General features: G+C 33.5%; 14 protein-coding genes. 5 read left to right on the top strand and 9 right to left on the bottom strand.

What is annotated here, in order from left to right; translation table 11 throughout:
- The first annotated feature begins 4 nt into the window (after positions 1–4).
- Positions 5–1,108: a flagellar basal body P-ring protein FlgI gene (locus J3T98_RS09255; protein ID WP_267362683.1), complete on the top strand. Its 1,104-nt coding sequence runs from the start codon at positions 5–7 to the stop codon at positions 1,106–1,108.
- Positions 1,109–1,120: 12 nt separating this feature from the next.
- The gene (gene flgJ, locus J3T98_RS09250; protein WP_267362682.1) at positions 1,121–2,110 is read left to right on the top strand and encodes a flagellar assembly peptidoglycan hydrolase FlgJ; all 990 of its coding nucleotides are present in this window, start codon (positions 1,121–1,123) and stop codon (positions 2,108–2,110) included.
- A gap of 94 nt (positions 2,111–2,204) precedes the next feature.
- Here the strand turns inward: flgJ and flgL are convergent, their stop codons facing one another.
- The 8 genes from flgL to J3T98_RS09210 form a co-directional block, all read right to left on the bottom strand.
- Positions 2,205–3,143 carry a flagellar hook-associated protein FlgL gene (gene flgL / locus J3T98_RS09245; protein WP_220225467.1) on the bottom strand — a complete coding sequence of 313 codons (939 nt, stop codon included), beginning with the start codon at positions 3,141–3,143 and terminating at the stop codon, positions 2,205–2,207.
- A gap of 15 nt (positions 3,144–3,158) precedes the next feature.
- On the bottom strand, positions 3,159–4,802 hold the full coding sequence (flgK, locus tag J3T98_RS09240) for a flagellar hook-associated protein FlgK (protein WP_267362681.1): 1,644 nt from the start codon (positions 4,800–4,802) through the stop codon (positions 3,159–3,161).
- Positions 4,803–4,950: 148 nt separating this feature from the next.
- The gene (gene motB, locus J3T98_RS09235) at positions 4,951–5,838 is read right to left on the bottom strand and encodes a flagellar motor protein MotB (RefSeq protein WP_267332179.1); all 888 of its coding nucleotides are present in this window, start codon (positions 5,836–5,838) and stop codon (positions 4,951–4,953) included.
- On the bottom strand, positions 5,838–6,725 hold the full coding sequence (gene motA, locus J3T98_RS09230) for a flagellar motor stator protein MotA (RefSeq protein WP_065733614.1): 888 nt from the start codon (positions 6,723–6,725) through the stop codon (positions 5,838–5,840). The genes motB and motA overlap by 1 nt, the downstream gene beginning before the upstream one ends.
- Before the next feature lie 55 nt (positions 6,726–6,780).
- Positions 6,781–7,386: a flagellar transcriptional regulator FlhC gene (gene flhC / locus J3T98_RS09225; protein WP_081299485.1), complete on the bottom strand. Its 606-nt coding sequence runs from the start codon at positions 7,384–7,386 to the stop codon at positions 6,781–6,783.
- 13 nt (positions 7,387–7,399) lie between these two features.
- Entirely contained in the window at positions 7,400–7,720 is a 321-nt protein-coding gene (flhD, locus tag J3T98_RS09220; protein WP_141673924.1) for a flagellar transcriptional regulator FlhD, read from the bottom strand.
- A 185-nt stretch (positions 7,721–7,905) separates the two neighbouring features.
- A complete protein-coding gene (locus J3T98_RS09215; RefSeq protein ID WP_267330844.1) occupies positions 7,906–8,622 on the bottom strand; it encodes an RNA polymerase sigma factor FliA in 717 nt (238 codons plus the stop codon).
- A gap of 172 nt (positions 8,623–8,794) precedes the next feature.
- Positions 8,795–9,607, bottom strand: a complete 813-nt coding sequence (locus J3T98_RS09210) for a flagellin (RefSeq protein ID WP_065562537.1) — start codon at positions 9,605–9,607, stop codon at positions 8,795–8,797.
- A gap of 660 nt (positions 9,608–10,267) precedes the next feature.
- Between J3T98_RS09210 and fliD the strand changes: the two genes are divergently transcribed.
- From fliD to fliT, 3 genes are read left to right on the top strand one after another with little or no spacing between them, the layout of a single operon-like run.
- Entirely contained in the window at positions 10,268–11,701 is a 1,434-nt protein-coding gene (gene fliD, locus J3T98_RS09205; protein WP_267362680.1) for a flagellar filament capping protein FliD, read from the top strand.
- Between the two features lie 11 nt (positions 11,702–11,712).
- Positions 11,713–12,081 (top strand): flagellar export chaperone FliS, encoded by a 369-nt coding sequence (fliS, locus tag J3T98_RS09200; RefSeq protein WP_065561862.1) that lies wholly within the window; start codon positions 11,713–11,715, stop codon positions 12,079–12,081.
- Between the two features lie 2 nt (positions 12,082–12,083).
- The gene (fliT, locus tag J3T98_RS09195; RefSeq protein ID WP_220225472.1) at positions 12,084–12,428 is read left to right on the top strand and encodes a flagellar protein FliT; all 345 of its coding nucleotides are present in this window, start codon (positions 12,084–12,086) and stop codon (positions 12,426–12,428) included.
- 247 nt (positions 12,429–12,675) lie between these two features.
- On the opposite strand, the gene fliE is transcribed toward fliT, so the two are convergent.
- Positions 12,676–12,969 carry a flagellar hook-basal body complex protein FliE gene (fliE, locus tag J3T98_RS09190; protein ID WP_416380056.1) on the bottom strand — a complete coding sequence of 98 codons (294 nt, stop codon included), beginning with the start codon at positions 12,967–12,969 and terminating at the stop codon, positions 12,676–12,678.
- Positions 12,970–13,025 lie beyond the last annotated feature (56 nt).

The following is a 13,025-nucleotide window of genomic DNA, read 5'->3' as shown; positions in this document are numbered from 1 at the left end:
GATTATGCTTAATATATTACGAACTTTTATTATTTTAATAATGATAGTGGGCACGCCCTATAGTTATGCCGAACAAATAAGGGATTTAGTAACTATTCAAGGCGTGCGTGAAAACGCCTTAGTAGGCTATGGAATTGTTGTTGGGCTAGATGGTACTGGAGACCAAACTTCACAAACACCATTTACCATTCAAAGTATAACCAACATGCTTTCGCAATTAGGTATTACCGTACCATCAGGTAGTAACATGCAATTAAAGAATGTTGCTGCGGTAATGGTTACTGCTAAATTACCATCTTATGCACGAGTTGGGCAACAAATTGATGTGGTTGTCTCTTCATTAGGTAATGCCAAAAGCCTTCGCGGTGGCACATTGATTATGACGCCATTGAAAGGTGCCGACAATCAAGTTTATGCCATTGCTCAAGGTAATCTTTTTGTTGGTGGTATGGGCGCAAGCAGCAAAGGCAGTAGTGTAACAGTTAATCAAATGGCTGGTGCAACTATCCCGAGTGGAGCGACAATTGAGAGGGAATTAACAACCCGCTTAGATGAAAAAAGTTCCATTCACTTACACCTTAACCATTTTGACTTTACCATGGCATCAAAAATCGCTGAAGCAATTAACAAGCTACAAAAAAATATCGCAGTTGCTTTAGATGGTATGACGGTTAAATTGAACATGCCACAAGATAGTCAGGCAAGAGTTAAATTATTATCGAAGATTCAAAACCTACAAATTAGTGCTTCACCAATTTCAGCAAAAGTAGTCATTAATACACGCACTGGCGTGGTGGTGATGAATCAAAAAGTTCAATTAGACAATTGTGCCGTTGCTCATGGTAATTTGTCTGTGGTGGTCAATAACAAATTAAAAGTTAGCCAGCCTAACACTCCGTTAGCCGGAGGACAAACCGTAGTTGTTCCTGATGATGAGGTCAGCATCGAACAAGATGGCGGAGCATTACATAATTTAGCTTCTGGCGCTGATTTAAACCGAGTAATTAGCTCACTTAATTTATTAGGCGCAAATCCAACAGAATTAATGTCGATACTTGAGGCATTAAAAACCGCAGGTTGTTTGCACGCTGCATTAGAAACGATTTAAAGCATAATTATTATGAAAAACCTAGTTAATCAGTCTATTAATCGCTTTGCTTATGATTTTTCGAGCATTCGCCAATTAAGGCGTAACGCTGTTAGTGGATCAAGTGAAAGTGTCAAGCAAGTTGCCGATCAGTTTGAAACACTATTCGTCAATATGATGATGCAATCTATGCGAAAAGCCGTTCCTAATGGTGGATTATTTAATCAATCTGCAATGCAGTTATTTACCTCAATGTTTGATCAGCAAATTGCTCAACAGACCGCCGGTAAAGGATTAGGTCTTGCCAATATTATTGCCAAACAATTAAATAATCAGCCAAATAGATCTATTACCCCACAATCTCAGGCTAATAATATAGAATTAGCACAATCTTTATTTAGTGATTCAAATTCATCGCCTGCGGCATTAGGTCAAATGCTTTACCAGCAAACGAATAAATTAACGAATACTAACGTCAAACCATTACCGCCAGCAGTTAATGATTCTGATAAAGACCATATCACGCAATTTATAGTCGAGTGGTTTGAACCAGCTAAAAAGGCATCCAAAATGTCAGGTATTCCTTATGAGGTTATCATTGCACAAGCGGCCTTAGAAACAGGTTGGGGTAAAAAGCAGATAAAAACAGCCGACAATCAACCAAGTCATAACTATTTTGGCATAAAAGCGACATCATCATGGAAAGGCAATTCAACTCGGTTAACAACACGAGAATTTTTAAATAACAATATGGTTAAGATTCAAGATGAATTTAGAGTTTATAAAAGTAAACAACATGCATTAACAGATTATCTTGATTTACTTACCAAAAGCCCACGTTATCGTGCCGTTGTTAACGCACCTGATGCAAGAACCGCAGCCAAAGCACTGCAAGATGCACACTATGCAACCGATCCTAACTATAGCGAAAAGTTAATTCAAATTATTAGTCGAATTGAAGAAATTGCTAGAAATACACCGCAAAAATCAATATCAGGTTTTAGACAAATTGCCTTTAAATAATAACTAAATAAATTAACTAAATTTTAATGAAGTTAATAAATAGGAGGCATAAGCCTCCTGTTTATTAACGATTTAACTAAGTGATGACAGAAAGTTATTTCATTTGAAATAAGGACATATTTTGCATATTCATAAAAGTATATTGAGCTGCTTGTAAATTCGCCTGTAACATCACATAATCTGCAATGGCTTCATACCAATCAACATCTTCGATTTGACTAATTTGTGTTTGAAAATCAATGTCCAAGGTTTTACCTAGTGCAGTTAATCGTTCAACTTCCGCCAACACATTACCACCTGCAGCCCTAACTGTTGAGATATTTTCAAACGAATTATCAACGCCTTGACTAGCTTTCGATAAACCTTCTCTGAATTGCGTAATCGCATCAGGGTCATTATCATCTAAACCGATTTGCAGTACTTCTAATGCATAGTCAATGCTAGCAAAAACATCACTTTCCACAGAACTATTGGCGCCTGACATAAAAATCTGATCACCAGTAAAACTTAATGACACTTCACGCGTATCATCAATAAAAATATTAATCGTTGTAGAACCACCGACATAATTAACTTTACCTGATTCATCCACAACAAAAGGAGGTGTATCATTTTTATTTCCAGCAAAGATATAATTGCCATTAGTGTCTTTAGCATTAGCTAACGAAATTAATTGATCTTTTAGTCCTTGTAATTTATTGGCTAAGTCACGTCTATTTTCATCGTTTAACGTCTCATTACCCGCATAAACTAGTGTCTCTTGAATTGATTGGATGACAGTATTAGCTTCTTTTAGTACTGTATCTTGGCGACTTAACGAGTTATTAACACTTTCACGAGCTGATTGATACTGAGTATTTCTTGATTGAGCCTGTTTTAAAATTAATGCTTGCGATGACCCCATAGGATCATCAGAAGGTGATAAGATTTTTTTACCGGTTGCTAAATGCAATCCTGATTTTTGCCATTTACTGTTGGTATTTAAAATACTCGTTAAATTTTTTTGATACATTGCATTAGTACTAACACGCATATTTAAACCCTTCTATTATTTAGCTAAACCTAAAATGGTATCGAATATTGTGGTTGCCGCATCAATAATCTTTGCATTAGCTTGGTAATACTGCATATAAACCTGCATAGAGATATATTCTTCTTCAATATTAACGCCTGATATTGATTGATTTTGCTCATAAATTTCTTGAGTAATATTATGACTAGATTGCGCTGAAATTTTAGCTGTCTGTGTTTCACTTCCCACATAACTAACTAAGGCGTTATAAGCACTATTTAACGTTTTAGTGCCATTAATTAATTTTTCATTTTGTATATCAAGCAATTTAGCTACATTACGATTATCGCCATTACCATTTTCATCATCATTAATACCTGTTGCTAGTTTGTTGACATCCTTAACTAGTAGCTGGAGTGATGATGCTACATCTGCAACAGGTTTAAGTAAGATACTATCACCCGCTACTGGATCACCATTTATTTCAATAGATAACCCATCAAACAACAACTTACCATCTTCAACTTGAGGGGTAATTTGCTTGTTATCAGATAATCTGGTTACGACCCAATCGTTACCATTAAACTCAATTTTATAATCAGATGCTTTGACGTCTGTCACTGAGTTATAGTTAATTTTAGCAGTGGCATTACCTTGATTTTGGGCGTTAGCAATACTAGTTGGGCTATGATAATCAAATAATTTCTGACCTGGATCGCCATTAATATCAACCCCTGACATATGTACTTCATTAAATCGTTCCGCTAGATTTAACGCAATCAAACCTAATTGATTGCGAGCTTCTAGGAGTGGTCCATCACGAAAAGCTAATAATCCATTTAATCGGCCTGATGCGATATTTTGACTTGATAGTTCTTGAGTCGCACCAGAATTATGGGTGTAAATAATTGTATTTAAAGCAGGATCATCTTTAGAAGGCTGTACAGATAACTGAGTTGCCGATGACCCTTGCACTAAACTTAAACCATTAGGTAGTGAAATATTGTATTGTCCATTTTGCTCAGTAACAGTGATGCCTATCATCTCGCTTAATTCATTAACCAGTTGATCGCGCTCATCAAGCAATGCATTCGGCTCATGCCCACCACTTACTGCCTGTAATCTTGCTATTTTTTGGTTAAGATCAGCAATTTGTTGGGTATAAGAGTTAATAGTATCAACATTATTAACAATTTCAGTATTGATATTGGCAATCTGATTTTTTAAATTCAATTCCGTTTTATTAAACTGGCTGACTAACGAGCTAAGATCATTTATGACTGTTTGCTTGGAAGCAGCATCACCCGCATTTGAAGAAAGTTTATTTAAACTTGCAAACAGACTATTTAGTTGCGAGGAAATACTATTATCATTCTCCGCTAATAAATTATCGACTTTTGACAACTCATTGTAATAAGCCTTTATAGAGCCATTTTGTGATTGAGATTGACGTAATTGACCAACCACAAAACTATTATATGCCCGATTAACTGATGATACAGATACACCGTTACCAACAAAACCATAATTATATTTAGTGCCATTTGCTTGTTGCAAAATTTGTTGTTGACGATTGTAACCAACGGTATGCGCATTACTGATATTATTGCTTATAACATTAAGCATATTTTGCGCAGCATTTAATCCACTAATACCGGTATTCATCAATGAATTTGACATAAAAGCTCCTAAATATATTTAGTCAATAATCAAATTATTAACTTAAAGGGTTATTCTTATATCGGATAAAAAAGATAAAACTTTAGTTATTTTTAGAAAATAATTGAAATTTAATTTTTTAACAGGCTTAACCTGTGTAATTCCAATGCTATTTTTCAGATTTAGTTGCTTGTTTTAAAAAATCTATTCCCGTCATTGTATTTTCATCTTCAATATATTTTTGAGCTGACTTATTCAAAATTAAAATACTAATACGGCGATTAGCATCTTTACTATAATTAGGATTGTTTAAACCTACCGTATCAGCTAAACCAATAATTCGAATAATTTTGCTTGAATCTAATCCAGCAGCGATAAGTTCTCGTCTTGATGAATTTGCTCTATCAGCAGATAATTCCCAGTTACTATAACCTCTATCACCTGTTATATACTGGCGCTCATCAGTATGCCCAGATAAGGTCATCTTATTGGGTAAATCGTTTATTATTGGTGCTAGAGCGTGAAGAATTTCTTGCATATTAGGATGAATAACTGCACTACCAACATCAAACATTGGTTTATCATCAGTTGCTAAAATCTGAATTCTTAACCCCATTTCAGTTAGCTCAACAATAAGATTAGCAGCTAATTTTTGCAGTCGAGGATCAAGTTCAAACGCCTCATAAATTTTACGAGCAGTTTCGATCAATTGATTTCTTTCAACTACATTGGGATCTATTGGTTGTTCATTTATTATGCTCTGTTGCTCTTCGCCCAAACTTTTACTGACATCATCGCCACCACCAGGAATAGGGCTTTCGCTATCGCTAATATTTTTACCACCATTTTGACCTAGTATTAATGGCGTTCTGAAATATTCGGCAATTCCTTGTAATTCTTGCGGGCTGGATTTGGCTATCAACCACATGACTAAAAAAAGTGCCATCATAGCAGTCATGAAATCTGCATAAGCAATCTTCCACGAACCACCATGATGGCCACCGCCATGCCCTGACTTTTTTTTAGAAATAATTATTCTTACTGGCTTATCTTTCATTATTCATTATTTTCTGTTGGGTTAGCATTTTTATCTTTCACTTCTTGAATATATTTTTCTAATTCAAAGAAAGATGGTCGCTCATGCGAAAAAATAGTTTTTCGACCAAATTCAATACAAATCTGTGGAGCATAATCATGCATACTGGCAATAAGAATAACTTTAGTACATTCTAAAATTTTTACTGTATCAGCATTCTTCTGTCTTAATAAAGCAGCTAGTGGCGAAACAAACCCATAAGCCAGTAAAATTCCTAAAAAGGTTCCAACCATAGCATGTGCAATAAGTTCACCCAACTCGCTAGCAGGCCTATCTGCTTGTGCTAATGTGTTAATCACTCCCATAACCGCAGCCACAATCCCAAAAGCAGGTAACCCATCGCCCACACTAGAAATCGCATCTGCAGGTTTTTCTAACTCATGGGTATACGTCTCAATTTCTTCATTCATTAATGCTTCAATTTCATAAACTTCCATATTTCCGCTAATCATTAAACGTAAATAATCAGTGATAAAATCGCATATTTGTGGATTGGCAAGAATAAGTGGATACTTTTTAAATAACTCACTCTCTTTTGGATTATCAATATCTTCTTCTATAGATAATCCTCCATTTTGGCGTATCTTAGTTAAAATGGTGTACATTAAATTAATTAATGTTAAATAAAGAGTTTTATTATATTTTGATGTTTTAAATAAACTACCTAACGATTTAAGTGTAGCAATTATTGCTTTCTTTTCATTACTTACAATGAAAGCACCAATAGCTGTACCACCAATTATCAGAAACTCTAATGGTTGAAAAAGTACTGCCAAATACCCTCCACTTAGCACATAACCAACTAAAGCAGAAGCGATAACAACAATATATCCTATAATTATTAGCATTGGCTTTCCTTTATCTCTATAAAATGTAACTAAACTTTTTTAATTAATTGCTTATCTAAACCGTTACCTGATTTGCGGTGACTAAGTTGAATGCACTAGGTATTGATAAAACTTGTAAGCATTTTGCTTGGCTTTCTTTATGCGTTTTATTATTTTTTTCGGCCCTTGATGGCGGTTGGCATAAACTGCAAACAAAACTATTATGTGGCTGGTAAGCGTGTGTAATAAATCGCCCTTTACACTCTTTGCAACACGATTGCTGCATAACATTACTTTCAACAAATTTAACTAAAATCCATGCACGAGTTAAGCCTAAAACCGGCTCTTCATCGTGATGAAGGGAACATTGCTCTAAATAAAGTTGATAAGCTTTAACAATTGCATGAACTCCAGATTTAGTACCATGCTTGACTAAAAATCGGTAAGCATTATAAAACATGCTTGAATGAATATTAGGCTCCCAAGTCATAAACCACGTGGTAGAAAAAGGAAGTAAACCTTTAGGTGGTGGGCATCCTTGGATTTCTTTATATAATTTAATCAGCTTTCCACGGCTTAAATTGGTTTCACTTTCCAACATTTGAATTCTAGCGCCGAGTGTAATTAATCGAATAGCTAATTGGACTTCTTTATATTTTTGGATAATGCTTTTGCTACTCATTTTTATCATTTACCTACTTATTAATAGAATCTAAAAGTAAGCTTGATAGAAGAATCCCTGTATGCATCTGCTTTATATCACTAACGCGAGACTCTTCAGTTAATTTTTCCATCATTGCTGAATTTTTAAATCGAAATTGAAACGTTAATTGATTGGTTTCAGATAAAACCAACATTTGAGAAGCACTTAAATTACTCAAAATATCAGCGGTTTTTTCATCAATTCCTAATCGATACATTGCCATCACTTTATCTTTCTCTATCATTCTTTGGCTTAATAAAAGCGTTGAAAGATTTAAATGATGTATACATTTCAAAATATCGTCTTCTTGTATATTTCCCAATTTACTCACCAAAATTTATATTTTTCTCGCATAAAAAAATGCGAAATCAGTAAAAAATATCTTAATTCGTTTTTTTTCACTTAAAGTTACATTTTTAAAAGCAAAAGGTCAATAAAAAAATCATTTCGATTTATTTTCAATTTATTTTTTCATGTTTTACTGTTTTATTCTGTTTTTTATATATTAATTTTACTTTGTATTCGTTTTATTGCTTGGCTATGTAATTGACTTACGCGAGATTCGCTAATATCTAACACTTTTCCAATCTCTTTTAAATTCAACTCTTCTTGATAATAGAGCGCTAAAACCATTTTTTCTTTTTCAGGTAAGTTATCAATTTGTTGAACAATAATATTGCGAATTTCATCATTAATAATAAAAGCAAAAGGATTGTTATCGGAATCAAGCTCAATCAGTGCATCCAAATTATCGCCGAGTTTTTTTTGTATCTCATCGTAAGAACAGATTTGGCTATAATTTGAATCTAATAACACCTTGCGATATTCAGTAAGAGACAATTGCAGATGTGCAGCTATCTGGTGATCATTAGGTGGGACACCTAAAATTTGTTCCAATTCATTAATGGCGTTAGTGACATCTTTAATTTTTTTTCGTGTTTGCCTTGGTAGCCAGTCACGACTACGCAACTCATCTAACATTGCTCCCTTTATTCTAGGAATAGCAAATGTAGTAAAAGTATAACCTTGTGCTGCATCATAACGTTTTATGCATTCTAATAAACCGATATAACCAACTTGTAACAAGTCATCAAGCTCAATCGTCGTTGGTAAACGAACAGCTAATTTCAACGCTTCATTACGAACTAAATAGATATATTGTTGCCAATCGATTTGATTCACTACACCCTGAGAGTTATACAGGTTATCACTCATTTCCTAAACCATTGTAAAAAATGCTAAGGAATATTATGACGATAATTGACTGAGTTAATGGCAAGAATAAAGTATTAAAAAATAGGTAATTAACATTATTAGCAATAATGGTATTAAAAAATACCATTATTACTATAGTATAAAAATTAAAGTAAAATTCTAGAGATATACTTTATTGTAATAAAGACAGTACAGATTGAGGTACTTGGTTAGCTTGTGCTAATACTGAAGTACCTGCTTGTTGTAAAATTTGACCACGAGTCATATTAGATACTTCTTCAGCATAATCTGCATCTTCAATACGGCTACGCGCTGAGCTTAAGTTATTTACTGTATTGTTGATGTTAGTTACAGTTGACTCAAAACGATTTTGTACCGCACCAAGCTCACCACGTAATTCATCAATTTTTGATAATGCAGCATCAAGTGTTTTTAAAGGATCTGCTGTTGGGCTTGAAGAAACATTAAATGAAGCTAAACCGAGTTCAGTACTGTCAATTTTTTTCAAATTGATTTCAATAGTTTCACCATCATTTGCACCCACTTGTATTTTAAGTGTTTTATCAGCAGATAATACTTTAGTACCATTGAAATCAGTTTGTTTAGATACACGGTCTATCTCTTCTAAACGTTGATCAATTTCGTTTTGAATTGATTCTAAATCGCTTTGAGAGTTTGTACCATTTGCCGCTTGAACAGTCAATTCACGAATACGTTGAACGTTGTTATTAATTTCGTTTAATGCACCTTCAGTTGTTTGAGCTAAAGAGATACCGTCATTTGCATTACGTGCAGCTTGAGTTAAACCACGAATATTTGAAGAAAAACGATTAGCGATTGCTTGACCTGCCGCATCATCTTTAGCGCTGTTGATACGCATACCTGATGATAGACGCTCAATTGCAGTTCCAAGAACACTTTGAGAATTATTCAGATTGTTTCTTGCCATTAAAGACATAGTATTGGTATTAATTACCTGTGCCATTTTTATCTCCTTTAATATGATTAGTTAGATCAACGAGATATTGAAAATATTATTCAATACTTTTGCTGATGATTTAGTTATCGGTATTAAAAAAAGAAACTTTAATATTTTTTTAATTTTTATTTTATGTCGTCGAATAAAACCGAATAACTAATTAAGTTTGATAAAACGATCAGAGGTCCTAATACATTTTTATATGTAAATTAATCGGTAAAAAACAGTTGATAGCCTTATTTAATAAAGGCCGCGGCAAAATTGTCTAAACTCCTATCTATTTAAATAATTGCAATAAATTTACTAATAATAGAAATTATATTAGAAAGATCATTACTTAATTTTATTTTTAAATTACGACCGCCATCCTTAAAACCATTTAGAAAAACATTTAGCTTTTAACACTCTAAAATATCAAAGTTCATTGATTAAAAAGATAATTTATTACTCCAGTAGCAATATATCACCTACATCTTTTTACAGTGCAAAATTGATATGGATATAACATTTATAACTGAATAAATAACTGGTTTTTGAATAGATAAAATCGTCTAGCAATATATGCATTGCCAAAACCTAATTATTTATTAATAAAAATATCTAAACTTTTTATTACATCAGTCGATAAAACAAGAGATGAAAGAATTTATAATAGGATAATAAAACATGGCAATGAGTATATTGGGGATTGGTTCTGGTATTGATTTAAATGAAGTATTAGATCAATTAGAAGCGGTAGAAAAAAACCGTCTTACGCCAATAAAAGCACAGCAAAAAACAATTAATAATAAAATAAGCGGTTTTGGCAAATTAAAAAGTGCATTATCAACATTTAATAGCGCAACAGCAAAACTACAAAAAAAAGAGCTGTTCCAAGCTAGAACGGTATCGGGCAATGACAACTACTTTACTACTAACGTAAGTAGCAATGCTCAATTAGGTAATTATGCAGTGAGTGTGCAACAACTTGCTAGCTCACACAGCGTTGCTACTAATACAATAAACGATAAACAAACAGCGTTAGGTAACAATAATGAAACGCGAACAATCACCATCGAACAAGCTAATGGTCAAAAATTAAATGTCACTTTAGGTAAAGATGAAACATCCTTAGAATCAATCGCAAATGCAATTAACCAAGCTAAAGTGGTTAATGAAGATGGTTCAATCAGTGAATCTCCCGTTAATGCCACAATTGTTCGTTCAGGAACCGATAGCTATCAACTGGTTATCACATCTAAAGAAACAGGTGAACAACAAACTATAACTTCAATATCATCCGATGATGAAAAACTCAATTCATTAGTTGGTTTTGATATTAATCAAGCTGATTCATCAGCAATGAGCGAAATCGCTAAAGCGCAAGATGCTAAATTTAGTTTTAATGGTATTACCGTCAATAGTGCATCAAATACCGTTAAAGATGTCATCCCTGGCGTTGATATCACTTTAAAAGCAGTAACCACCACATCGCAAAATTTAACTATTACCGCGGATAACGAAAAAACCCAAGAGGCACTTAAAGAGTGGGTGGAGGCATTTAATCAATTACAATCAACGATATCAGCCTTAACTCAATTTACTGCTAGTGATGCCAATTCAGATGAATTAAATAGTAATAATGGACCACTGGTTGGTGATTCAACACTACGTAATATAGATCAAAGTATCCGATCTATCTTTTCGAAAGGTCAAGCTGGTGAAATCTCTGTATTGGCTCAAATCGGTATCAATATGGATAGTAATGGCAAGCTAATTATTAAAGAAAACGAATTAGAAAAAGCCCTCAAAGAAAACAGTGAAGCAGTCGCCATGCTATTTATTGGTGATGGTGAAACGACAGGCATAGCTAACGAAGTATGTGCCAAAGTGAGTAGCTTCATTGATAGTGATGGTATGATTGATACCGCAACTAACGGCTTAAACTCAACCTTAAAATCATTAGATAAACGCTATGATCAAGTTAACAACTCTATTGACCAAACTATTGAACGTTATCGCGTGCAGTTTACTAAATTAGATATCTTGATCAATGAATTAAATGGTATGAGCAATTACTTAACCACGCAATTCGAAATGATGGCGAACATGAAAAAATAAGGAATATAAAAATGGGAGTTCAAGCTTATAAGCAAGTTAATTTAGAAACGAGTGTTAATCAGGCTTCGCCACATCAGCTTATTGTTTTATTATTCGAGGGCGCACTTAATGCTATTCGTTTAGCTGAGTTATATATAGAAAAAGGGAATATTGCAGGCAAAGGGCAAGCCATTTCGAAAGCAATTAATATTATAGATAATGGACTTAAGAGTTCACTTGATCTAGAGCAAGGTGGTGAAATTGCCGAAAATTTAGATCAATTATATCAATACATCAGTCAGCAGTTGGTTTTAGCCAATTTACATAATGATAAAGACAAACTGCAAGTCTGTTTTAATTTGCTTGATAACATTGCTCAAGCTTGGCGGGAGATAGCATAGTTATGGGAATATCAGTTTTAAATAATAATTTATTATTAGAACAATATGAAAAGCTTAATTATGTTGTTGAGCAAATGCTAATTAATGCACAAAAAGAAAACTGGGAATTATTAATCAGCTGGCAAGCTCAATACCACCAATTATCTAAAGATATCCAACTAATTGATACGATACCATCACCACAGCAAGATATGATTCGAATGTATATCAATAATATTTTGGGTTATCAAGAGCAATTAGAACAATTAATACATCTACGGCATGATGAACTTACCAGACTCATTGGCGAGCAGGTTAATTATCAAACTAAAATAGACAGTTACCAAAAAATTGCCAACCTAGCATAATTCACTAAGTAATCAAAAAAATAGACTAAAAATAATTGAGGAGCGGGGTTTTTAGCGATTTTAAAGTGCCAAAAACCCCGCTCCTCAAACTTTTTTTATTATTAATTTAAACTGGATAAAGTTATAAAAGGTGAATAATAGGCTGACTTTTTAACAATCTTTTTAACAAAATAGATGAAAGCCAATTTTTGATAAAAATTGGCAGTTGATGAATGACGATTTTTAAACAAATAGAATAATTAATAAATTAAACATTCATATTCATGATTTCTTGATACGCCGCTACTAACTTATTTCTAACTTGTACGCCAAATTGCAAAGAAACCGAAGACTTTTGCATATTAACCATTACTTCATTTAATGAAACATTAGGTTCACCCATTTCAAAAGCTTTAGCTTGCTTACTTGCCTCAATTTGAGTTTGGCTAATTTTATCTAAAGCCATTTTTAATTCAGCAACAAAATTTTGCTCTTTACTTACCTGTTGATTCGAAGAAAAATCCAATTTAGTTGCCGGATTAAAAGCCTCGATACTGTTCATCATATTAATTATATTCATCTTAATAAAATTACCGCTTAAATTATCACAAAGATAAC

This window comes from Gilliamella sp. B2772, from assembly GCF_026536985.1.
Taxonomy (GTDB): Bacteria; Pseudomonadota; Gammaproteobacteria; order Enterobacterales; family Orbaceae; genus Gilliamella; species Gilliamella apicola_E.
Note: the sequence above shows the minus strand (reverse complement) of the source record. Positions and strands in the feature narration are given on the sequence as shown.

Bases quoted from the DNA above. Each gene is read 5' to 3' on its own strand.
- J3T98_RS09255 (WP_267362683.1), top strand. From the start codon at position 5: ATGCTTAATATATTACGAACTTTTATTATTTTAATAATGATAGTGGGC.
- flgJ (WP_267362682.1), top strand. From the start codon at position 1,121: ATGAAAAACCTAGTTAATCAGTCTATTAATCGCTTTGCTTATGATTTT.
- flgL (WP_220225467.1), bottom strand. From the start codon at position 3,143: ATGCGTGTTAGTACTAATGCAATGTATCAAAAAAATTTAACGAGTATT.
- flgK (WP_267362681.1), bottom strand. From the start codon at position 4,802: ATGTCAAATTCATTGATGAATACCGGTATTAGTGGATTAAATGCTGCG.
- motB (WP_267332179.1), bottom strand. From the start codon at position 5,838: ATGAAAGATAAGCCAGTAAGAATAATTATTTCTAAAAAAAAGTCAGGG.
- motA (WP_065733614.1), bottom strand. From the start codon at position 6,725: ATGCTAATAATTATAGGATATATTGTTGTTATCGCTTCTGCTTTAGTT.
- flhC (WP_081299485.1), bottom strand. From the start codon at position 7,386: ATGAGTAGCAAAAGCATTATCCAAAAATATAAAGAAGTCCAATTAGCT.
- J3T98_RS09215 (WP_267330844.1), bottom strand. From the start codon at position 8,622: ATGAGTGATAACCTGTATAACTCTCAGGGTGTAGTGAATCAAATCGAT.
- J3T98_RS09210 (WP_065562537.1), bottom strand. From the start codon at position 9,607: ATGGCACAGGTAATTAATACCAATACTATGTCTTTAATGGCAAGAAAC.
- fliD (WP_267362680.1), top strand. From the start codon at position 10,268: ATGGCAATGAGTATATTGGGGATTGGTTCTGGTATTGATTTAAATGAA.
- fliS (WP_065561862.1), top strand. From the start codon at position 11,713: ATGGGAGTTCAAGCTTATAAGCAAGTTAATTTAGAAACGAGTGTTAAT.
- fliT (WP_220225472.1), top strand. From the start codon at position 12,084: ATGGGAATATCAGTTTTAAATAATAATTTATTATTAGAACAATATGAA.
- fliE (WP_416380056.1), bottom strand. From the start codon at position 12,969: ATGAACAGTATCGAGGCTTTTAATCCGGCAACTAAATTGGATTTTTCT.